Raw genomic sequence first — 22,030 nt, 5'->3', positions numbered from 1 at the left:
TGTATGACCGCGCGCCCCATGACCCTTATGAGCCGCATAAACGATAAAGGTACAGTGGCATGAGTACCGGTCGAATTCAGTTTGCCGAGCAGAACGGCACGTTCGTTCTGAAGTTCGTGGGCGAAGTTCGCCTGACGCTCTGTTCCGCATTAGATGCCACGATCGAGAAGATTTTCACTGCGTTGAATTTCTCCGCCATCGTCATCGACCTGACCGAAACCCGCAGCATCGACAGCACGACACTCGGCCTGCTGGCCAAGCTGTCTATTCTGTCGCGCCAGAAAGTCGGCCTGCTGCCCACCGTGGTCACCACCCACGCCGACATCACCCGGCTGCTGCAATCGATGGGTTTTGATCAGGTTTTCAATATCGTCGACCAGCCGCTGGCCTGCCCGGGCAGCCTGGCGGACTTGCCCTCGCAAGATCAATCCGAAGAAGTGGTGAAGGCCAAGGTGCTGGAAGCGCACCGTATTCTGATGGGCCTGAACGAGTCGAATCGTGAAGAGTTCCACGACCTAGTGAACGCCCTCGAGCGCGGCTAACGCCGGTCGAAGCGGCACCCAAACAAACGCGCGAGCGGCCTAAGCCCTCGCGCGTTTTGCATTTCAGCGTTTGGCGGCGAGCAGGGCTTCGAGTTTTTCCTGATCGCGGGCGAACTGGCGAATGCCTTCGGCCAGCTTCTCGGTAGACATCGCTTCCTCATTCAGCGCCCAGCGGAAACTGCTTTCGGTCGGCACCTGTTTCGGCTCGCCCGGATTGCCGTCCCGCAGCACGCGTTCCAGCGAGCCTTCGTCTTCGGCCAGTTGTTGCAACAGCTCGGGGCTGATGGTCAGACGGTCGCAGCCGGCCAGTTGCTCGATCTGGCCCAGGTTTCGGAAGCTGGCGCCCATCACCACGGTGTCGTAGCCGTTGGCCTTGTAGTAGTTGTAAATGCGCGTCACCGACTTCACGCCCGGGTCTTCAGCGCCAACGAAGTCGCGGCCTTCGGCCTTTTTGAACCAGTCGTAGATGCGGCCTACAAACGGCGAAATCAGGAAGATGCCGGCATCGGCGCAGGCGGCCGCCTGAGCGAAGGAGAACAGCAGGGTGAGGTTGGTTTGAATGCCCGCGCGCTCCAATTGCTCAGCGGCGCGGATGCCTTCCCAGGTAGCGGCAATTTTGATCAGGATGCGCTCGCGGCCAATGCCGGCGCGGTCGTACAAATCGACCAGGCGCTGGGCGCGCAGCAAGGTGGCTTCGGTATCGAACGACAGGCGTGCGTCCACTTCCGTGGAAATACGCCCCGGAATCACCTTCAGAATGCCCTGGCCAACGGCGACGCCAAAACGATCACTAGCCAAGCCCAGATCGCCGTTGCAATCAGCCACGGCCTGATTCAGCAGCTCGGCGTAACCCGGCATAGCGGCAGCTTTAAGCAGCAGGGAAGGGTTGGTGGTGGCGTCCACCGGCTTGAGGCGGGCAATTGCATCGACGTCGCCGGTATCGGCAACCACGGTGGTGAACTGTTTGAGTTGTTCGAGCTTGGAGGTCATGGCGCGGCCTTGTGGTAACGGATGGCTAGACCTTACCCGAGCAACCAGTCGCGCTCAACGGCTGGCGCGTGACATTCAGCGGTGTTTTTGACGTTGTGCGTGAAAGGCGCCAGTTTCCCGACGAATACAGCTGCGCTCGATGCGCTCGTAGAAGCCAGCTTGCTGGCGAACCGCGCAAACGCCGTATTCGGTGTTTCCAGGGTTCGCCAGCAAGCTGGCTCCTACGGGGCGAGCACTGTTATGAGCGGGAGGCCACGGTTGCCGGGGCCTGCCAGCCGCCGCCCAGGGCTTTATAGATCGACACGATGCCGTGGTAGACGTCCACTTCCGCCTGCGCCTGAGCATCCTCAGCAGCCAGGCGCTCGCGTTCAGCGTCCAGCAGCACGAGGAAGTCGGAGGTACCTTCGCGGTAGCGAATCGATGCCTGCTCGGCAGCGGCGCGGCTGGCTTCGCTCTGACGCAGCAGCGAGATCAGGCGTTCCTGGCGTTTGCTGTAGTCGGTAAAGGCGTTTTCCGATTCTTCCAACGCCACCAGCACTTGTTGCTCGTAGTTCGCCAGGGCGCCATCGGCATCCGCTTCAGCACCGCGCAAGCGGGCCCTTACGCTGCCCAGATCGAACGCCGCCCAACTGATGGTCGGTGCCACGCCCCAGGCCCGGGCGGCCGAGGAGCCCAACTGCGAACCGCGCGCCGAGGTGAAGCCGAGGAAGCCGGCCACATTCACCCGTGGAAACAGGTCAGCCGTGGCCACGCCGACGTTGGCAGTGGCCGCCGCCAGTTGCCGTTCGGCAATTCGCACGTCAGGACGACGGCGCAGCAATTCCGCCGGATCGCCAATGGGCAGCGCTTTGGCAATGGCTGGGATCGCCCGTGGGCTCAAGTCCACCGTCATTTGCTCAGGCCGCTGGCCCAGCAACGTAGCGATTCGGTTACGCGAGCGAACTTCCTGCGCTTGCAGTTGCGGCAGGGTGGCCTCGGTGGCTGCCAGGCGCGCATCGGCACGCAATACATCCAGCTCGCTGCCTACGCCCGCTTCGCGCATGGTGTCGGTGAGGTTGCGCGATTCCTGCTGGTTTTTCAGGTTGCTGCGAGCGATGCCCTCGCGCAGTTGTGCGCCCCGCAGCTCGCCATAGGCGTCCACCAGTTCGGCAATCAGGCTGACTTGCAGCTGATACAGCTCAGCCTCGGCAACATCCTGCTCGGCGTCGCTGGCTTCCAGTTGACGTTGAATACGCCCGAACAAATCCACTTCCCAGGCCATGTCCAGGCCCAGGTCGTAGCGTTCATTGCGCACGCGGCTGTCGGTGACGCCCGGTTGCTGGGCCTTGCCGTTCTCGCTGCTGGCGCGGCTGGTGACCACGGGGAAGCGGTCATTGGCCACGTCGTCGCGAATGGCGCGGGCCGCTTTCAGGCGGGCAAAGGCCACGCGCAATTCGCGGTTTTCCTGCAACGACTGGGCGACCAATTGGTTCAGGGTCGGGTCGTCAAACTGCTGCCACCAGGTCACTTCAAAGGTGCTGCGGTCGTACTTGCCCTGATTGGCGTCACCTTGGGCGGCGGTGAGTTTCGCCGCTTCGGTTTCCGGCGCTTTGTAGTCCGGGCCCACGGCACAGGCGCTTAGAGCGAGTGCCAGAAGGGCGGGGGTGAAGGCTTTCAAACTCATGATGCGTGTGCCTCCAGCAGGCGAACTTTGCGCGCTTCGCGGCGTTCCACGAAGTTGCGGATCAATACATAGAACACCGGCGTCAGCAGCAGACCGAAGAAGGTCACCCCGAGCATGCCGGAGAACACCGCCACGCCCATGGCATGACGCATTTCAGCACCGGCACCGCTGGAGAACACCAGGGGCACCACGCCCATCACGAAGGCGAACGAGGTCATCAGAATCGGGCGCAGACGCAGGCGGCATGCTTCCAATACGGCGGCCAGCGGGGTCATGCCTTCCAGCTGTTTATCCTTGGCAAACTCGACGATCAGAATCGCGTTCTTACACGCCAGGCCCACCAGTACGATCAAGCCGATCTGGGTAAAGATGTTGTTGTCGCCGCCGGAAATAATCACCCCGGTAATGGCCGACAGCAGGGTCATCGGTACGATCAGAATCACCGCCAGTGGCAGGCTCCAGCTTTCGTATTGGGCGGCCAGTACCAGGAAGGCCAGCAATACGCAGAGCGGGAACACGAACAGCGCGGTATTGCCCGATAGGATTTGCTGATACGTCAGGTCGGTCCATTCGAACGTCATGCCGTTTGGCAGCTCATCTTTCAGCAGTTTCTCGATGGCTTTTTCCGCTTGGCCCGAGCTGTAACCCGGTGCGGCGGCGCCGTTGATTTCTGCGGTGATAAAGCCGTTGTAGTGCATTACGCGGTCCGGGCCTGAGGTGTCGCTGACCTTCAGGAAGGTCGCCAGCGGGATCATTTCGCCCAGGTTGTTACGCACTTTCAGCTGACCAATTTGCTCGGCTTCCAGGCGGAACTGCTGCTCTGCCTGCACGTTGACCTGATAAGTGCGGCCAAAGCGGTTGAAGTCGTTGGCATACAGCGAGCCCAGGTACACCTGTAGGGTGTCGAAGATGTCGCTGATGGCCACGCCGTGGGTCTTGGCTTTTTCACGGTCGATGGCTGCGTCAACTTGCGGCACGTTCACTTGGTAGCTGGTAAACAGCCCGGCCAGTTCCGGTACGTTCTGGCTCTTGGCAACGATGTTCATCGTTTCCTTGTACAGCTCTTCGTAACCCAGGCCGCCACGGTCTTCGATCTGCAAGCGGAAGCCGCCGATGGTGCCCAGGCCTTGAACTGGCGGAGGCGGGAAGATCGCCATGTAGGCTTCCTGAATGCCGGCGTACTTGCCGTTCAGGGCGCCGGCGATAGCGTTGGCCGATTGGCTCGGGTCTTTACGCTCGTCGAAGTCTTTCAATGCCACAAACACGATGCCGCTGTTCGGGCTGTTGGTGAAGCCGTTGATCGACAGGCCGGGGAAGGCGATGGCGTTGGCCACACCCGGTTGCTGCATGGCCATTTCCGACATCTGCTTAATCACCGCTTCAGTGCGGTCGAGGCTCGCGGCGTCTGGCAATTGGGCGAAGGCCACCAGGTACTGCTTGTCTTGCGCCGGTACGAAACCGGTTGGCGTCGACGAGAAGCCTGCGTAGGTCAGCACCATCAGGCCGGCGTAAATCACCAGAGCGATGCCGCTGCTGCGAATAACGCGCGCCACGGTGCCGACGTAGCCATGACTGGCTTTGTCGAAGAAGCGGTTGAACGGACGGAACAACCAGCCGCCGAGCAATTTATCCAGCACCTTGGAGAAACGGTCCTTCGGCGCGTTGTGATCTTTCAGCAGCACGGCGGCCAACGCTGGCGACAGGGTCAGCGAGTTGAATGCCGAAATCACGGTGGAAATGGCAATGGTCAGAGCGAACTGTTTGTAGAACTGCCCGGTAAGGCCGGAGATAAATGCCGCCGGAATAAACACGGCACAGAGCACCAACGCCGTGGCAATGATCGGGCCGGTCACTTCACGCATGGCGCGCTTGGTGGCTTCGATCGGGGTTAAGCCCAAGCCGATGTTCCGCTCGACGTTCTCCACCACCACGATGGCGTCGTCCACCACGATGCCGATGGCCAGTACCAGGCCGAACAGCGACAGCGCGTTCAGCGAGAAGCCAAACAGGTGCATCACGGCAAACGTACCGATCAGCGAAACCGGCACCGCCACCAACGGAATGATCGAGGCGCGCCAGGTTTGCAGGAACAGGATTACTACCAACACCACCAGAATCAGCGCTTCGAACAGGGTGTGAACCACCGCCTCGATGGAGCCGCGCACGAAGATGGTTGGGTCATAAACGATGCTGTAGTCCATGCCCTCCGGGAAGCCTTTCTTCAGCTCTTCCATGGCCGCACGCACTTCGTTGGAAATCTCGATGGCGTTGGAGCCGGGACGCTGGAAGATCGGAATGGCCACGGCCGGGTCATTGTTCAGCAGCGAGCGCAGGGCGTACTGGCTGGAACCCAGTTCGATGCGCGCGATGTCTTTCAGGCGAGTGATCTCACCGTTTTCGCCGGAGCGAATAATGATGTTTTCGAACTCTTCCTCACTCACCAGACGGCCTTGGGTGTTCACCGAAAGCTGGAAGCTGGTGCTGCTAGGCGACGGCGGGGCGCCGAGTTGGCCGGCGGCCACCTGACGGTTTTGTTCGCGAATGGCGTTCACCACGTCGGTCGCGGTCAGGTTGCGCGAGGCGGTTTTGTTGGGGTCGAGCCACACGCGCAGCGAGTAATCGCCCATGCCGAACAGTTGCACATCACCCACACCGCCGAGACGGGCCAACTCGTCCTTGATATTGAGCAAGGCGTAGTTGGACAGATACAGCATGTCGTAACGCTTATCCGGCGAGGTCAAGTGCACCACCATGGTCAGGTCAGGCGATGCCTTGTCGACCGTGATACCGATGCGCGTCACTTCTTCCGGCAGCTTGGGCTGGGTACGCGTCACGCGGTTCTGCACTTGCACCTGCGCGTTGTCCAAGTCGGTGCCCAGGGCGAAGGTGATGGTCAGGGTGATTTTGCCGTCGGCGGTCGACTGCGAGGACATGTACAGCATGTTCTCAACGCCGGTAATCGCCTGTTCCAGCGGTGCGGCAACGGTTTCACCGATTACTTTCGGGTTGGCGCCGGGGAAGTTGGCGCGAACCACTACGGTCGGCGGCACCACTTCCGGGTATTCGCTGATCGGCAGCTGGAACAGCGAGATGGCGCCGGCGATCAAGATCAGCAGCGATAACACTGCGGCAAAGATCGGCCGTTGAATGAAGAACTGGGAAAAATTCATCGCTAATAATCCTTTAAGCCCAAGAGCTGTTAACTAACGGGCTTAGCCGCGTGCCGGAGCGGTGCTGGCAAGCTTCTGCACGACTTTGTCGTTCTTGGCTTGGGCCGCATTGTTGTTTTCCAAGGCTTGGCGCTGCTGCGCCAGGGCGTTGATGGTTTCATCGCTGGCCATCGGAATGACCTGAGGCTCGACCGGCGAACCAGGGCGCACGCGCTGCAGGCCTTTCACCACAATCTGGTCACCCTTGGCCAGGCCGCTGCGCACGATGCGCAAGCCTTCCAGCTTCGGCCCCAGCTCAACGGCGCGGTAGGCGGCTTTGTGCTCGGCGTCGATCACCAGCACAAACTTTTTACCGAGGTCGGTGCCGACCGCTTCGTCGTTGATCAACGTGGCGTTGTAGGTGCCGCTGCCAACCAGTTTCAGGCGGGCATACAGGCCAGGCGTGAAGCGACCGTCAGCGTTATCAAACACAGCGCGGCCACGGATGGTGCCGGTCTTGGGATTGACCTGGTTGTCGACGAAGTTCATCTGGCCCAGGTGCGGGTGGCCGTTTTCGCCAGTCAGGCCCAAGTACACCGGGCTGTTCTGACCACGTTGGCCTTGGCGGGCGAGCTCGTTGTATTTGAGGAATACGCGCTCATCGACATCGAAGTAGGCGTATACGCGGTCGGTCGACACCACGCTGGTGAGCAGGGTTTGCCCGGCGTTGACCAGGTTGCCGGCGGTAATGTCGGCACGGCTGACGCGGCCATCGATAGGCGACGTGATGCGGGTAAAGCTCAAGTTAAGGCGGGCGTTTTCCAGTTGCGCCTGGATATTCGCCACGCCAGCGCGGGCTTCCTGGGCGGCACTGGTGCGGGCGTCAGCCAATTCCGCAGAAATGGCGTTGCTGGCACGCAGACGTTCGCCACGACGCGCTTCGTTCTCGGTGCGGCTCAGGTTGGCGCGCACTTGTTGCAGCTGGGCTTCCAGGCTGCGCACTTCGGCTTCAAACGGGCGGGGGTCGATCTGGAACAGCAAGTCGCCTTTCTTCACCAGCGAACCTTCGGTGAACGCGACCTTGTCGATGTAGCCGGAAACGCGAGGGCGAATGTCCACGGCTTCTGGTGCTTCCAGGCGGCCGGTGAACTCGTCCCACTCATTGATCGGTTGTTGCAGCACCTCCGCAACGCTGACCTTGGACACTGGCATCTGCGCAGTGGCTTCGGGCGCCTTGCCACACGCGCTGATAATCACCAGGGCGAGGGCGGCTAGGGGGAAACGCAAGGCTAAAAGGGACTGTTGCATCGGTGAGACTCCGCCATAGGTTTTTCAGAATGGGCGGAGTGTGATGGCCTAATGAGACGTCAGACGAATCGAACAAGCCGAAGTTGGATATCAATATGAATGATGTTTAGTTCATCTGACGGTAATAGTTCAGAGTATTTTCCGAACTGTAGGAGCGGCTTCAGCCGCGATGCTCGTGATTTTGTGGTTTGCAGGAATCGCGGCTAAAGCCGCTCCTACAGAAAACCGGGTTACACCAAACTATCCGGGTCGGCCACGAACATCTGAATGCGCGAGCGCAACCAACGCTCGGCCGGGTCGTTGTCTTGCGCGCCGCGCCAGGCCATCGACAGTTCAAAGGAGCGCGCCGGTATGCCATCGGGCACATCTTCGGCCCGCACGCCGCCGGTGGCGGTGAGTGCGGCGGCGGTGTAGTCGGGCACGATGGTCACCAGGTCAGTGCCCGACAACAACGTGCCCAAACCATTGAACTGCGGCACCGCGAGTACCACTTTGCGTTTGCGCCCGACCTTTTCCAACTCTTCATCAATAAAGCCGTTGAGGTCGCCCGCAAACGACACCAACGCGTGGGGCCGCGCGCAATATTCGTCCAGGGTCAACTTGCCCGGCGCCGAGTCGGCGCGCAGCAGCTGCGGTTTGCTTTTGCGCAGGGTCTTGCGTTTGGCGTTGGCCGGCAGTTCATCGGTGTAACTCACGCCCACCGAAATTTCGCCGGAAGCCAGCAAGTTGGGCATCAATAGATAGTTGGCGCGCCGCACTACAATCACCACGCCAGGCGCTTCGGCGCGCACGCGGCGCAGCAAGGCAGGAAGCAATCCGAACTCAACGTCGTCCGAGAGGCCTATACGGAAGACGGCGGTGCTGGTGGCCGGATCGAATTCCGAAGCGCGGCTGACGGCGGTGGAGATGGAGTCGAGCGCCGGCGAGAGCAGGCCGAAGATTTCCGAAGCGCGCGCCGTGGGCTCCATGCTACGACCGGTTCGCACAAACAGGGGGTCGTCGAATAGACTGCGCAGCCTTGAAAGCGCCGCACTGATGGCGGGCTGGCCAAGAAAGAGCTTTTCTGCCGCCCGCGTCACGCTGCGTTCGTGCATCAGCGTTTCGAACACGATCAGTAAGTTGAGATCAACGCGGCGTAGGTCGTTACGATTCATTCAGCGCTACCCTGTACCTGAGTGCTCTAGTGCGGTTCCTGGAGCGAAAGGCTGAAGGGCGGCGAGGCTGGCGTCAAGGCCGGCCATCATTGGTATTTATGTCGACTATCGATAGACGCGGGTGGTTTTGATAGTAAAGCCCCGATAAAGTCCGTGGCCATTGGGAGTCCACATGCGAGGTGAGCGATGTCCCGTGTAATCCGTTTCCATCAGTTCGGCCCAGCTGAGGTCCTGAAGCTGGAAGAACAAACTACCGCACAACCGGCGGCCGGAGAGGTATTGCTGCGGGTTGAAGCCATCAGCGTGAGCTGGCACGACGTGCTCTGGCGCCAGAACCTGGCCCCATCTCCTGCACGTCTTCCCGCCGGTATCGGCCAGGAAGTGGCCGGTGTGGTGATTGCCGTCGGCGCGGGCGTAGACGATTTGAAAGTCGGCGATAAAGTCGCCAGCTTTCCCGGCCATAGCGCTAACCAGTATCCCGGCTACGGCGATGAAGTGGTGCTGCCGCGCCAGTCGCTGACCCGTTACCCCGATGACGTGCTCAGCGCGGTCGAGGCGAGCGGCTTTTATACGCCTCTGCTGATTGCCTACTTTGCCTACGTGGAACTGGCGAAAGCCAAAGCCGGGCAAACCGTGCTGATCACCGATGCGTCGCACTGCTCGGGTCCTGCCTTTGTGCAATTGGGCAAAGCGCTGGGGCTGCGTATTGTCGCCGCGACGAAAGACCCTGAAGACCGCGAGTCGCTGATTTCCTTGGGTGCCGACAAAGTTATCGTCACCGAAGAGCAAGACTTGGTCGCCGCCATTAACAAATACACCGATAACCGCGGTGTAGATGTGGTGCTCGACGGCTTGGGTGGCCCGCAAATGTGCCTGCTCGGCGATGTGATTGCGCCGCGTGGCCGCCTGGTGCTGTACGGCCTGCAAGGCGGCAACCAGACGCCATTCCCAGCCTGCGCCGCGTTCCAAAAGAACATTCAGTTCTTCGTGCACTGCATCGGTAACTTTACCGGCAAGCCGGAGCTGGATATTCCGCCGGATCAGGAAGCCGTGGCCAACGCCCTGACCGCGTTGAACCAACTGGCCCGCGACCGGGTGCTGCAACCGCGAGTCGAGAAGGTGTTCGCCTTCAACGACTTCGTCGAAGCGCATCACTACATGGAAAAATGCCCGAAACAGGGCCGTGTGGTTATCGAAGTAAACGAGTAACAGAGGAAGCGGCAGGCCAGCAGGGCTGGCTTGCCAGGGTAGGGCTTATCTACCCTTGAGCAGCTCGGCCGCCTGGTCGAGCAAGGCGAGCGGGTCGGGCGCTTTATGAATGTCGACCGACAACAGCTGGCGAAACTTCCGCGCTCCTGCAAACCCTTGTCCCAACCCCAACACATGCCGCGTCACGTGGTGCATCGCACCGCCGCTGGCTATGTGCGCCGCTATATAAGGACGCAGCGCCTGTAGCGCTTCAAGTCGGCTGATCACGGGTGCGTCGCTGCCAAACAGCTGCTGATCCACCTGCGCCAGCAAATACGGGTTGTGATACGCCTCGCGCCCCAGCATCACGCCATCGAACGTCTGCAAATGCTCCTGGCACTGCTCCAGCGTCTTGATGCCGCCGTTGAGCACAATCTCCAACTCCGGGAAATCCGCCTTCAACTGCGCCGCCACGTCGTAGCGTAGCGGTGGAATCTCGCGGTTCTCCTTTGGCGACAAGCCCGCCAGAATCGCAATGCGCGCATGCACCGTGAAACTGCGGCAGCCGGCTTCTTTCACCTGACCGACAAAATCCACCAGCTCGGCATAACTGTCGCGCCCATCAATGCCAATGCGGTGCTTCACCGTCACCGGAACCGACACCGCATCGCGCATCGCCTTCACACAATCGGCCACCAACGCCGGATGGCCCATCAGGCAGGCGCCAATCATATTGTTCTGCACCCGATCGCTCGGGCAGCCGACATTCAGATTCACCTCCTGATAACCCGCCTCCTGCGCCATACGCGCACACGCCGCCAACTCGGCCGGCACGCTGCCGCCCAACTGCAACGCCAGCGGATACTCGGCCACGTCGTGCTGAAGAAAACGCTGCGGATTATCGCCACGCAGCAACGCACCGGTGGTGACCATTTCGGTGTAAAGCAGGGCGTGTTTCGACAGCAGGCGCAGGAAGTAGCGGCAGTGGTGGTCAGTCCAATCCATCATCGGTGCCACGGAGAAGCGGCGGGATGGTTCGGCTTGAGCGGGTACGAATGGCGCGGTCATCGTCGGTGTCTGGGGGACAGTTTCGGGGCGGGGAGTCTATCAGGAATACTCCCGGGTTCCGATGGCGCGCGGCTTGGCGTTAAGGCTCGACGGTGTCCGTATGCAGGAGCGTGTAAGGAAGTACCAGCGTGTCTGCAACCAGGCTGAATGGAAGGTCGATGATTGCGATGGGGGCAAGAACAACCATGACGCCGGCGTTTTCTTCCGTTGCGCCCCTGATGACCATCAAGTCGACGGCAGAGCCGCAATAGGGATGGATACCGCAGTGCTTGCCATCGCCGAACGTTTCCGAAACCGTCGAGCAGCCTGCCAACATTGCCAGCGCTGTTGCCGTTATCACCATGCGCATGCGAACCCAACTCCCTAGATGAACCAGGGGCGAGACTCTAGCATTCAGCAGGGAATTAAATGCGCGAATGTAGCAACGTTCGAAGTCTTGGCGGATCGTTATTTTTTGCAGGGGAGGTGGCGAGAGAAGTGCGGCGGATTAATCAGGAACGATTAATCCGCCCTCACTGAAGAGCGGAACAGCAATTACGCGTTAGGCGGGGTGCCTTCGGCGTTAGCGACTACGGCATCAATCTGAATAAGCGCGCCCAGTGGAAGCTCGGACACACCCACGGTGCGGCGGGCAGGGACGCCGCCTGGGAAGTACTTGCCGTACACCTCATCCACCGCTGCTATGTCGTCAATATTCTTGAGAAAGATATTAACTTTGACGACGTCATTCATGACATGGCCGATGCTTTCAATAATGACCTTGATATTGTTCAAGCACTGAGCAGCTTGCGCCATGATGCCGCCGGGCACCAAGTTGCCATTTGCCGCATCAATCGGTAGTTGTGCAGAAAGGTGGTTGTAGTGGGAAAACGCCACAGTTTGCGTCGAGAATGGGCAGATCGGTGCGCGTGAAGTGTTGTTGGCTTTGATAACAATGCCGTGGCGATCTTCAACGAGCTGCGGCGGCGTGCCGTCACCGTGCGATACAACAACTTCGATTTGAACCAGTGCATCCAACTGCAAGCTAGCAACCGGAACTACGGTACGCGCCGGCATATAAGCAACGGTGCGGGCAATGGCCGAGTCGGGGAAGAATGTGGTGTAAACCTCATTAACCGCTTGAATGTCGCTGAGGTTTTTAACAAAAACGTTAACTTTGACAATGTCATCGAATGGAACGTCGATGCCTTGCAGAATGGCTTTTACATTTTTCAAACATTGCGCAGCTTGTTCCTTGATGCCGCCAGAAACCAATTTTCCGGTTGCCGGGTCGATAGGAAGTTGTGCGGAGAGGTTGTTGTAGTGAGAAAAGGCGACCGTTTGCGCTGACAACGAGTCTACCGGAGCATTTTCTATGTCGGCTGCGGATTTAATCAGATCACCGGCCTGAGGCGCTTGGGGAATGGTGCCTTCGCCGTTCGACAACAGTGCTTCTACCTGCAAGGCTGCGCCCATTGGCAGAGCGGCGACGCCCACCACGGTTACGACGGGAACGTAATAGGGAAAGAAGTCAGCGTATACCGAGTTAACAATATCCAAATCAGCCATGTCTTGAAGAAACAGGGTGATTCTGACTACATCTTCCAAGTTGTGATTAATGCCAGTGACGATGTCTTTAAGATTGTTAAAGCACTGTTCGGCTTGCGCGCGAATGTCATCAGATACCAAGTTCCCAGTCTTGGGGTCAATCGGTAACTGAGCGGACAAATTGTTGTAATGGGAAAATGCGACACTTTGTGAATATGGGCCGATAGGCTTGGCAGCGTTTTGCGGATTTCTTGCCAGTACTGCGTTATAGCCAGTCATAGTAGCGCTCACCTGATACAAAGGAAATTAATGCAGCGGTCAGTTTGTTTAATTCAAATGCCACTGCGTTTCCGGTCGCGGAGTTAGTCGCGCGGGTAGTTAAATAAATCGAAGGACCCGTTCGGATGAGCAGAGTGTAGAGGTGATCGCTCGGTGCGCTATGTACGATAGCTTTAGAACTCGGCGGGAAAATCCTGAGAGACCTGTGGGAAATTCCTTACTGCATAGATCCAACATGCAGTTGGTGCCAAAGCCTTTTCTGGTGAACGAGCGACTTTCCTAAAGAGCGCGGGCGGAGCGCCGGAAAAGTCGCACAGTTCAAAAATGCTTCAAACCACCCAACTGTACTCTTTCAAATTTCCGGCCATTGCACCGTTGGCAACGCCTCAAAACCCGGTCGGGCGAACAGGTAGCCCTGGAACAGGTTTATACCCAGCGATTGCAAATGGCGCAGTTCACCGACCGATTCAATACCTTCAGCAATTACTTCAATTTCCAGCGCCCGGCAAACACCCACAATTCCTTCAACAATTGCCTGGCGGACACGATGGCTGTCGATGTCGCGCACCAAGGCCATGTCGAGTTTGATGATGTCGGGTTGGAATTCGGCGAGTAGGTTGAGCCCGGCGTAGCCGGCACCGAAGTCGTCGATGGCGGTGTGAAAGCCATGCTTGTGGTATTCGGTGACGATCTCTTTCAAGTGGTCTTTGTTGACCAGTTCTTCCCCCTCGGTGAGCTCGAAAATAATGCGCTCAGTGGGGAAGTTGAAGCGCTTGGCGGCCTCAAGCGTGGCCCGAATGCACGTAGCGGCTTTGTACACGGCGTTGGGGAGAAAATTGATGCTGAGCAAACAGGGCATCTGCAGGCGACTTGCCAGTTCCACCGCTTTCACTCGGCAGGCTTGGTCAAACGCGTAGCGGTTGTGCTCGTTAACGCGCCCAAGCACTGAGGCGGCGCCGCTGCCGTCCGTGCCGCGCACCAACGCCTCGTAGGCATAAACGCTGCGCTCGGCGAGGTTGACGATGGGCTGGAAAGCCATGGTGAAGTCAAATTCGAGGGCTGCACCGTCGCGACAGGCGTCGCAGCTAGGCTTGTTTGGTTGTGTAGTCATGGCGAAAAAACCCAAATTGGCCAGGGATAACGTCCGGAACGGTGTCCGGTTTTTTTCTATTGTGGCGAAATTTGGACCGTAGCAGATGAAGAAATGGTCGGTGAGTTTTTTGTACGCTGATCACAGCACCTCAAAGGTGAGGCCGGCGTAGCGCCTGAGTCGCTCGACGTAGCGCTGATCGAAGGCGGTGGCGGGTGTCCAGAACCCGCCGCCCTTGCCGGCTTCTTTGGGAAGGTCCAGGGCCAGACTGATCGCGGCCTGGCCGAGCATTTTGCTGGTGGAGCCGTAGCCCGGGTCGCGGTCGCCGGTCACTTTCACGTTCAGCACCTGGCCGGTGGCGGTGCGGCCGAGAAAGCGCAGGTCGTAACGCCCCGCCCGTTGGGCTTCTGGACTCGGGCCTTCGCCAGGTTTAGGCAAGACGAATCGCTCCAGCAGGCGGCGAATGGGAGAGATCATCACACCGAGCATGAAAAAGCCCAGCCCAAATACCATGGCGAACGCCATGAGGCGCCCCTTCAAGCCGGGGCCCGTCAGTGTGGCTTCGTTGTAAGTGAAGGTGGAGCCGTAGGCATGACCGCTCAGCGCGTTGGAGCGATGGACGACTCGCTCGTTAATCGCAGCCATGAGGAAGGGGCCGATCCACATGCCGAAATCGCTGTCGTGTTCAACTCCCCGAACCGCATGTTGGCGGGTGGTGAATCCGTGGCCCGGCGGGCAAATGGAGTAGGGGTTCATCAGTTCTTTGCGCAAGGCTGGGTCGGCGGCTGCTTCTTGCGCCACGTTGATGATGCTAGCGATGGTGCCGCCCGAAGCCCCGCCTTTCAGTGTTTTCACGCGCATTTTCACCTGCGTGGCCGGCACACCGAATTGCGCCATGGCCTGTTGTTGCAGCACGTAAACGCCCATGTCGGAAGGCACCGAGTCAAAGCCGCAGCAATGGACGATGCGCGCGCCAGATTGTTTGGCGGTGCTTTCGTATTTGTCCTGCATGCGATTAATCCATTGCACCTCGCCGGTGAGGTCGCAGTAGTCGGTGCCCTGTTGCGCGCAGACTTTTACCAACGGCTCGCCATACAAGGCATAGGGTCCAACGGTGGAGACCACAACACGGGTCTGTTCGCATAATGTGCGCAGCTGCGCCTCGTCACCGGCATCGGCCATTAGCGTGGGCAGGTTCGCGCCGAGCGGGCCCAATGAGCGTTTAAGGATGTCGAGCTTGCTCGCGGAACGCCCAGCGATTGCCCAGCGCAACGTAGGCGCTTCGCTAGGCAGATGTTCGGCCAGATAACGGACGAGGAGTTGGCCGACAAAGCTGGTGGCACCGAATACGACGAGGTCATACGCAGGAGCGGTCATGCATGGTTTCCAAGTAGTGGCGGAACGATGCTGCGGCGTGATGGCGACAGCGCGATGCGGTAACGGTAGCTGAAGGGCTTATCGTGTCGCGTGGAAAATACCGCAGGTTGTTGCAGTGCTCGCCTGACTTGCGATTAGTCAGGCATACCCGCTGCGGTGCGACTCTCCCTACAATGTCGCCTCACGTTTTCGCCGAGCCGCGCCATGGATATCGAACTCGCCCGCACCTTTTTGCAGATTGTCCGCAGCGGCAGCCTGGTGGCCGCTGCCGAGCAGCTGCATGTGACGCAAACGGCGATCACAGCGCGGGTGCAGAATCTGGAGAACCAGCTGGGCTGCAAGCTGTTCGTGCGCAATCGAGCGGGCGCGAAGCTGACGGTCGATGGCGAAGCCTTTGTGATGTTTGCCAACCAGTTGGTGCAAACCTGGGAGGCGGCGCAGCGTGATTTACCGTTAATGCCGGGGTATCGCACGGTGCTGCGCTTGGGCGGGGAGGTAAGCCTGTGCAATCCGTTGATGCTTAGCTGGGTGCAGCAAGTGCGCCAGCACATGCCGGCGCTGGCGGTACGCGCGCAAATCGGCGACGGCCAGGCGCTGCTCAAACAATTGGAATTGGGTGTGCTGGATGCCGCGCTGGTGTACCAACCGTCCTATTGGCCTGGCTTGCAGGTTGAGCAAGTGTTGGAAGAAAAGCTGATTCTGGTGCGCCAACCGCAGACGCCGGAGCCTTACGTGTACATCGATTGGGGCGAGGACTTTCGCCGTCAACATGACGCAGCCTTGCCTGATCGCGCGAAGGCGGCGCTGGGGTTCAACCATGGTCCGCTGGCGCTGCAGTACATCTTGGCTTCCGGCGGTAGCGGGTATTTCCGTACACGGGTGGTGCAAAGCTATCTCGACAGCGGCGCGCTGGAACGGGTCGAAAAAGCGCCGGAATTCAATTACCCGACTTACCTGGTTTATGTGCGCGAACGTGACAGTGAGGCGCTGCAACAGACGTTTGCCTTGTTGCGCGAGGTGATTCGCAGCGGGGCAGATTGGTCGCAGCGTTGGGACCCCGCCTAGGGTTAACCCAGGTGCATCAACAGGTCACGGTGCAAGGCCGCGATCAGGTCGGTTTGCGTGACGATGCCCAGCAACTCGCCTTTGTCGAGCACGGGCAGGCAGTGCAGACCCTGATCTGACAGCAGCGGAATCATCTCCACCACATGGGTGCTGCGCTGCACGGCGATTACCGGGTGGCTCATGACTTCTTCCAGCACTACATCCCGCTTTAAACCGAGGCGGCCCAAGAGATTGCGGCGGCCTGAGCGGCGGCTGTGACTGATGAGGTCGATGAGGCTGACGATACCGACTAAATGACGTTGTTCGTCCAGCACCGGCAAGGTCTTCAAATGGTGATGCTTGAGCAGGCCCAACGCCTGCTTGAGGGTGGTTTGCGGCGTAGCGGTTTGCACATCGCGCGACATGATCTGTTCGGCACGGATGTCGCCCATGCTACGGCGCAGCGCGTTCTTCTCGGTGGCGCGAATGATTTGCTTGAGGTCTTCGCGCTGAATATCAACGAAACCGCCCAGCTCGTTCAGCGCTTCGTCCAGGTCGGCACTGGTGATGCCCATACGCTCCTGCGGCGGCCGGTCTTGCGTGGCGTGAGCGTTGGCCGCCGGCGCGGGCAGCTTGGGATAGCGCACGCCGGTGAGGTTGTTGTAGAGCAGGGCGCACGCTAGCAATGCCAAGGCATTGAACAGCGTTGGGTAAAGCACGTGCCAGCCCAGATCCGTCAGGCTCGGCCCACCGAACACCACGCAAATGGTCAGCGCCGCGCCCGGAGGGTGCACACAGCGCAGCAGAAACATGCACACCAACGTACCGCCCACGGCTAGCGCGGCGGCAGCAATTCCGGGCGGACACATGTGCAGCGTGCCGACCGCCACTACGGTGGCCACTGCGTAGCTGCCGACGATCGACCACGGCTGCGCCAGCGCGCCCGACGACACGGCAAACAGCAGCACCGCCGAGGCGCCGAGGGGGCCGAGCAAATGCGCTGCCACCTCCGTACCGAACAAATGACTGCCCGCCCACGCACAGGCTAAAACGCCCAGGGCAGCGCCATAAGCGGCGCGCAGCCATTCGGTGGGGCGGGTGGGAGTAGCGGAAGGCAGGAAGGTTTTTAACCAGGCGGCGAACATCGGGGCGACAAGCTCGGTATAGGCGACGGCGGCGAGTGTGGCGAGGGGCAGGGGGCGGCACAAATGAATAATAATGTTGGTTGAGTGCAATTAAGTTGCTGCTAAAGGAGCTGCCGATAGCCGTTTCCTAAATGCTCTTAGGAACGCGGCTTCATCCTCTTCAGACATAGCCACTATCGACCCGACTGATTTCCGCGCGCTGGCGCGGCGCCGTAACGTAGCGCCATACCGAATTGCGGAGGTGGTTATGACGAACATCAACATCATGTCAGTGGTTGGCAGTGCCGTTCCGGCCGCGCTGCGCGCCGACGGCGTTCTCGCCTGCTGGTACGTGATGGTCGATGGCGTGCAGCGCTCCGGCCCGTTTAGCTCCTTCGAGGTGGCGGTGGCCAGCAAAACCCTCTGGACCTTCGAATCGCTTTTACGCAGCAAGCCGACCCACGCGCTCGCTGCCTGAGTTTCACGCTGCTCCCCCGGCGTCCCTTGGCAACTCCCCGGTTGCCTCTTTTATTTCTGCGTTGCTCCACGCCTTTTGCCCGTCCTTGTGACGGGCTTTTCTTTTCTCGCGATAAACTGCCGCGTCTTTTATCGGAAGCATCGGCGTGAAGTGGGACATTTTCTGCAGCGTGGTGGATAACTTCGGCGACATTGGCGTGACCTGGCGCCTTGCTCGGCAACTGGTCGCCGAGCACGGTTGCGCGGTGCGGCTTTGGGTCGACGATTTGTCTGCGTACGCGCGTATCTGCCCTCAGGGCGACGCGTCTGTCGCCCAACAGTGGCAAGACGGCGTTGAGGTTCGGCAATGGCCCGCCATCTGGCAGCCCGTGCTGGCGGCAGACGTGGTGATCGAGGCTTTCGCTTGCACACTGCCGGCCGCTTATATCCAGGCAATGAGCGAACGCGAGCGGCCGTCGCTGTGGCTGAACCTGGAATACCTGAGCGCCGAAGCGTGGGTCGAGGGCTGCCATGGCTTGCCGTCGATGCAATCCAACGGCCTAAAGAAGTTCTTCTTTTTTCCTGGATTTACCGAGAAAACCGGCGGCTTGCTGCGCGAACGCGACCTGCTTGCCCAGCGCGACGCGTTGCAGCTGGATCCGGCAGCGCGGCAGCGGTTTCTCGCCTCGTTAGGCGTGATTCAAGCGCCTGGTACGCAGCTGATTTCCCTATTCGCGTACGAACTGCCGATGCTTGGCCAATGGCTCGACGCTTTGGCCCAGTCGAATGAGCTAGGCCATTTACTGGTGCCGGAAGGGCGAGTGCTCGGCGACGTCCAGCGCTGGCTCGGCGCAGAGACCTTAGCGGTTGGCGATGTGGTGGAGCGAGGCAACTTGCGCGTGCAGATTTTGCCGTTCATGTCGCAGCAAACCTATGATCGGTTGCTCTGGTGCTGCGACTTCAATGCCGTGCGGGGCGAGGACTCGTTTGTGCGCGCGCTGTGGGCGGGGCGGCCCTTGGTGTGGCACATCTACAAACAGCAAGACGACGCCCATCTCGAAAAACTTCAAGCATTTCTGGCGCTGTACCAGCAGGGGCTGCCGACAGCCGCGCAGGGAGCGTTGCGTGATTTTTGGCTGGCATGGAATAGCGAGGGCGCGCTAGCCGAGGCGTGGAACAATCTGTCGGAGTGTCGCTCCGAGATCCAACGGCATGTCGAGCAGAAGGCTCTAAAATGGGCCTCTCAGGCCGATCTTGCATCGGCGCTGGTACTGTTTTACCGAAATTGGCTATGATACGCGGCCTAGAATTCTGTACCTCCATCCAAATTCGGATACTCGTATGAAAACCGCACAAGAAATGAAGCCAAACAGTGTGGCCCTGATCGACGGCCAGCCATGGCTTATCCAAAAGGCCGAATTCACTAAATCCGGTCGTAACAGCGCCATCGTTAAAATGAAGTTGAAGAACCTGCTCTCCGGTTCTTCCACTGAAACCGTTTACAAAGCCGACGACAAAATGGAACCAGTCATCCTGGACCGCGTTGCCGTGACTTACTCCTACTTCAGCGAACCGAACTACGTGTTCATGGACGAAGAGTTCAACCAGTACGAGCTGAACTCCGAAGACTTGGAAAGCGTTCTGCCGTTCATCGTTGATGGCATGACCGACGTCTGCGAAGCCGTGTTCTTCGAAGGCAAAGTGGTTTCGGTTGACCTGCCGACCACCATCGTTCGCCAAATCGCTTACACCGAAGGTTCGGCTCGTGGCGATACCTCGGGCAAAGTGATGAAGCCTGCCAAGCTGAGCAACGGCACTGAAGTCAAAGTGGCTGACTTCTGCGAAATCGACGACTGGATCGAAATCGACACCCGTACCGGCGAGTACAAATCGCGCGCTAAAGCTCCGGTTTAAATCCGACTTTATTGCCGACATGAAAAAGCCCGACCTAGGTCGGGCTTTTTTGTGCCTGTTGCTTTTACACAGCGACGTTCAGGGTTACCTGGATGTTGCCGCGAGTAGCGTTGGAGTACGGGCAAACCTGGTGGGCTGCATCAACCAGGGCCTGGGCTTCAGCTTGATCAAAGCCTGGCAGGCTGATGTTCAGTTCCACTTCCAGACCAAAGCCGCCGGGGATCTGACCGATGCCGACTTTGCCGGTGATCGAGCTGTCAGCGGGCAGTTGTTTCTTCTGCTGGCCAGCAACGAATTTCAGCGCGCCGATGAAGCAAGCCGAGTAGCCGGCAGCGAACAGTTGTTCCGGGTTAGTAGCTTCGCCACCTTGACCGCCGAGTTCGCGAGGGGTGGAGAGTTTTACATCGAGCACGCCGTCCGAAGAAACAGCGCGGCCGTCGCGGCCACCGGTGGCGGTTGCAGTAGCGGTGTACAGAGCTTTGATGGTTCGCATGGTCGTTCTCCAGTCGTCTAGTTTGTTTGCTAAAGTTTTGTGCACTAAGCAGTGCGTGGAGTGAAAGTTAGTGTCTATTTAGTTTGCGCGCAAGTTAAATAGTTGGACTAATTTGTTCTAAGGTCTTTGTTTTTATGGAATAAGCGTCTAGACCGAGCCTTGCAAGGCGTTGCGGAGCGTGACCAACTCGTTTTTAAGCTCCATAAGCTCCGCTGGCTGCTGCGCTGTCGCCTTCAAAATGCACGCGGGAACGCCCATGGCCTGTTCCTGCAAGGCGCGGCCCTTGTCGGTCAGGTGCAACTGCACCACGCGTTCGTCCTGGCTGCTGCGGGTGCGGGTGAGCAAACCTTCCGCTTCCAGGCGTTTGAGCAGCGGGGTGACGGAGCCGGGGTCGGTGAGCAAGTGCTGACTCAACTCACCGACGGTAATGCCATCGCCTTCCCACAACACCAGCATGGCCAGATATTGCGGGTAGGTGAGGTTGAGCGCCTGAAGCAGCGGCTTGTACACCTTGGTCATCGCCAGCGAGGTGGAGTACAGCGCGAAGCACAGCTGGTTATCGAGTTTGAGCTGGTCGGGCGTGGCCATGGTGCCTCCGGTACATACATAAGGGATGCATAACGTTAGCGCGCTTGTCTTTAATGCGCCACGTTTTAGCGAGCGTGCCTGCCAGGCGGCACCGCCGCGTTAAACCCGGAAGCCTTCGACAATATGTTCCGCCAGGCTCTCGGTCACCGGCGACTGCGTGCGTGTGTTGCGCAGCAGCACAATGCTGCACAGCGGCAGCTCCGGCAGGTTCTCGGCTTTTCCCAGAATGCGCATGTCAGGGGTAATCAGGCTTTGCAGCTGGGCCGTCACCGCCAACCCGGCGCTGACTACCGCCATGATCGCCGACAGGCTCGGGCTGGTGTACGCCACGCGGTATTGCCGCTCCATGGTGTCCAGCGCATTGCACGCCCACAGGCGGCAGAAGCAATCGTTGTTGAACATCGCCAAGGGCAGCGGCGTTTGCTCGTGCGGACTGAAGCCCAAGGCCTCGGCCCAGACGAACCGTTCCTGGCGCAGCAGTTGGCCGATTTCATCGCCCGGCATACGCGTGACGATGGACAAATCCAGGTCCTGTCGCTGCAACAGTTGTGACGACGATTCGCAATGCACCTCCACCTGCACCATCGGATAGGCCTGGGCGAAGCGCGACAAAATGCCCGGCAGAAAGCGCATCACGTAGTCATCCGGCGTGCCGATGCGCACCGAGCCGACCATGTGCGGCTCGCGCAAGGTATTCATCACCTCGCCGTGCAATTTCAAAATGCGCCGCGCATAACCGAGCAGCACTTGGCCCTCGGCCGTCAGCCGCACCTGGCGCCCATCGCGCTCGAACAAGGCGCGCTGCACCACGTCTTCTTCGAGGCGCTTCATCTGCATGCTCACCGCCGACTGTGTGCGGTTCACCGCTTCCGCCGCGCGGGTAAAGCCGCCCAGATCGGCGATGGCCACAAAGGTCCGTAACAGTTCGCTGTCGATGCCGACATAGCTGCTCATTCATCAACTCCCGAGATGGGTCGCATAAGAAACATTCGTTGGATTGATCTTAGCGCCGGGCGGACACTCTCGCCATCCCCTTCGCGCAGCAGTTCGTCGCACACCTCACGGGGAGCTTTGAA

The 22,030-nt window shown here is 59.5% G+C and carries 20 protein-coding genes; 6 read left to right on the top strand and 14 right to left on the bottom strand.

Annotation, left to right across the window (positions count from 1 at the left end; genetic code table 11):
- The first annotated feature begins 59 nt into the window (after nucleotides 1-59).
- Nucleotides 60-542: an anti-sigma factor antagonist RssC gene (gene rssC, locus ACZZZU_RS03885; protein WP_122498421.1), complete on the top strand. Its 483-nt coding sequence runs from the start codon at nucleotides 60-62 to the stop codon at nucleotides 540-542.
- A gap of 63 nt (nucleotides 543-605) precedes the next feature.
- Here rssC and tal read toward each other — a convergent pair whose 3' ends face one another.
- From tal to ACZZZU_RS03860, 5 genes are all read right to left on the bottom strand, one after another.
- Nucleotides 606-1,532, bottom strand: a complete 927-nt coding sequence (gene tal, locus ACZZZU_RS03880; RefSeq protein ID WP_122498423.1) for a transaldolase — start codon at nucleotides 1,530-1,532, stop codon at nucleotides 606-608.
- A gap of 238 nt (nucleotides 1,533-1,770) precedes the next feature.
- Nucleotides 1,771-3,195 (bottom strand): efflux transporter outer membrane subunit, encoded by a 1,425-nt coding sequence (locus ACZZZU_RS03875; RefSeq protein ID WP_463549817.1) that lies wholly within the window; start codon nucleotides 3,193-3,195, stop codon nucleotides 1,771-1,773.
- Nucleotides 3,192-6,365: an efflux RND transporter permease subunit gene (locus ACZZZU_RS03870; RefSeq protein WP_122498425.1), complete on the bottom strand. Its 3,174-nt coding sequence runs from the start codon at nucleotides 6,363-6,365 to the stop codon at nucleotides 3,192-3,194. Before ACZZZU_RS03870 ends, ACZZZU_RS03875 begins: the two co-directional genes overlap by 4 nt.
- Nucleotides 6,366-6,407: 42 nt before the next feature.
- Entirely contained in the window at nucleotides 6,408-7,652 is a 1,245-nt protein-coding gene (gene mexE / locus ACZZZU_RS03865) for a multidrug efflux RND transporter periplasmic adaptor subunit MexE (RefSeq protein WP_122498427.1), read from the bottom strand.
- 230 nt (nucleotides 7,653-7,882) lie between these two features.
- Nucleotides 7,883-8,806, bottom strand: coding sequence for a LysR family transcriptional regulator (locus tag ACZZZU_RS03860; protein ID WP_463382580.1), 924 nt, complete (start codon nucleotides 8,804-8,806; stop codon nucleotides 7,883-7,885).
- A gap of 186 nt (nucleotides 8,807-8,992) precedes the next feature.
- On the opposite strand from ACZZZU_RS03860, the gene ACZZZU_RS03855 reads away from it, so the two are divergent.
- Nucleotides 8,993-10,015, top strand: coding sequence for a zinc-dependent alcohol dehydrogenase family protein (locus ACZZZU_RS03855; protein WP_463549816.1), 1,023 nt, complete (start codon nucleotides 8,993-8,995; stop codon nucleotides 10,013-10,015).
- A 45-nt stretch (nucleotides 10,016-10,060) separates the two neighbouring features.
- Here ACZZZU_RS03855 and dusA read toward each other — a convergent pair whose 3' ends face one another.
- The 5 genes from dusA to ACZZZU_RS03830 form a co-directional block, all read right to left on the bottom strand.
- Nucleotides 10,061-11,062, bottom strand: coding sequence for a tRNA dihydrouridine(20/20a) synthase DusA (gene dusA, locus ACZZZU_RS03850; protein WP_463549815.1), 1,002 nt, complete (start codon nucleotides 11,060-11,062; stop codon nucleotides 10,061-10,063).
- A 79-nt stretch (nucleotides 11,063-11,141) separates the two neighbouring features.
- Nucleotides 11,142-11,411 (bottom strand): YceK/YidQ family lipoprotein, encoded by a 270-nt coding sequence (locus ACZZZU_RS03845; RefSeq protein ID WP_463549814.1) that lies wholly within the window; start codon nucleotides 11,409-11,411, stop codon nucleotides 11,142-11,144.
- Nucleotides 11,412-11,596: 185 nt separating this feature from the next.
- Entirely contained in the window at nucleotides 11,597-12,868 is a 1,272-nt protein-coding gene (locus ACZZZU_RS03840) for a RidA family protein (protein ID WP_463549813.1), read from the bottom strand.
- 352 nt (nucleotides 12,869-13,220) lie between these two features.
- Complete coding sequence (locus ACZZZU_RS03835; protein ID WP_463549812.1) at nucleotides 13,221-13,979, bottom strand: EAL domain-containing protein; 759 nt, start codon at nucleotides 13,977-13,979, stop codon at nucleotides 13,221-13,223.
- Between the two features lie 120 nt (nucleotides 13,980-14,099).
- Nucleotides 14,100-15,335 carry a saccharopine dehydrogenase family protein gene (locus tag ACZZZU_RS03830; RefSeq protein WP_463549811.1) on the bottom strand — a complete coding sequence of 412 codons (1,236 nt, stop codon included), beginning with the start codon at nucleotides 15,333-15,335 and terminating at the stop codon, nucleotides 14,100-14,102.
- Nucleotides 15,336-15,539: 204 nt separating this feature from the next.
- Here ACZZZU_RS03830 and ACZZZU_RS03825 point away from each other — a divergent pair, with 204 nt between their 5' ends.
- The gene (locus ACZZZU_RS03825; protein WP_463549810.1) at nucleotides 15,540-16,400 is read left to right on the top strand and encodes a LysR family transcriptional regulator; all 861 of its coding nucleotides are present in this window, start codon (nucleotides 15,540-15,542) and stop codon (nucleotides 16,398-16,400) included.
- A 2-nt stretch (nucleotides 16,401-16,402) separates the two neighbouring features.
- Here ACZZZU_RS03825 and ACZZZU_RS03820 read toward each other — a convergent pair whose 3' ends face one another.
- Entirely contained in the window at nucleotides 16,403-17,524 is a 1,122-nt protein-coding gene (locus ACZZZU_RS03820) for an HPP family protein (protein WP_122498577.1), read from the bottom strand.
- A gap of 247 nt (nucleotides 17,525-17,771) precedes the next feature.
- Here ACZZZU_RS03820 and ACZZZU_RS03815 point away from each other — a divergent pair, with 247 nt between their 5' ends.
- The 3 genes from ACZZZU_RS03815 to efp all read left to right on the top strand — a co-directional run bounded on the left by ACZZZU_RS03815 (nucleotide 17,772) and on the right by efp (nucleotide 19,873).
- Nucleotides 17,772-17,981 (top strand): hypothetical protein, encoded by a 210-nt coding sequence (locus tag ACZZZU_RS03815; RefSeq protein WP_463549809.1) that lies wholly within the window; start codon nucleotides 17,772-17,774, stop codon nucleotides 17,979-17,981.
- A 139-nt stretch (nucleotides 17,982-18,120) separates the two neighbouring features.
- The gene (gene earP / locus ACZZZU_RS03810) at nucleotides 18,121-19,254 is read left to right on the top strand and encodes an elongation factor P maturation arginine rhamnosyltransferase EarP (RefSeq protein WP_463552098.1); all 1,134 of its coding nucleotides are present in this window, start codon (nucleotides 18,121-18,123) and stop codon (nucleotides 19,252-19,254) included.
- 46 nt (nucleotides 19,255-19,300) lie between these two features.
- Entirely contained in the window at nucleotides 19,301-19,873 is a 573-nt protein-coding gene (efp, locus tag ACZZZU_RS03805; RefSeq protein ID WP_122498446.1) for an elongation factor P, read from the top strand.
- A 64-nt stretch (nucleotides 19,874-19,937) separates the two neighbouring features.
- On the opposite strand, the gene ACZZZU_RS03800 is transcribed toward efp, so the two are convergent.
- The 3 genes from ACZZZU_RS03800 to ACZZZU_RS03790 form a co-directional block, all read right to left on the bottom strand.
- Nucleotides 19,938-20,366 carry an organic hydroperoxide resistance protein gene (locus ACZZZU_RS03800; RefSeq protein WP_463549808.1) on the bottom strand — a complete coding sequence of 143 codons (429 nt, stop codon included), beginning with the start codon at nucleotides 20,364-20,366 and terminating at the stop codon, nucleotides 19,938-19,940.
- Nucleotides 20,367-20,513: 147 nt separating this feature from the next.
- Nucleotides 20,514-20,954, bottom strand: a complete 441-nt coding sequence (locus ACZZZU_RS03795; protein WP_463549807.1) for a MarR family winged helix-turn-helix transcriptional regulator — start codon at nucleotides 20,952-20,954, stop codon at nucleotides 20,514-20,516.
- 99 nt (nucleotides 20,955-21,053) lie between these two features.
- A complete protein-coding gene (locus ACZZZU_RS03790; RefSeq protein WP_122498453.1) occupies nucleotides 21,054-21,908 on the bottom strand; it encodes a LysR family transcriptional regulator in 855 nt (284 codons plus the stop codon).
- Between the last annotated feature and the right edge of the window lie 122 nt (nucleotides 21,909-22,030).

Source organism: Pseudomonas sp. AC136, from assembly GCF_979258585.1.
Note: the sequence above shows the minus strand (reverse complement) of the source record. Positions and strands in the feature narration are given on the sequence as shown.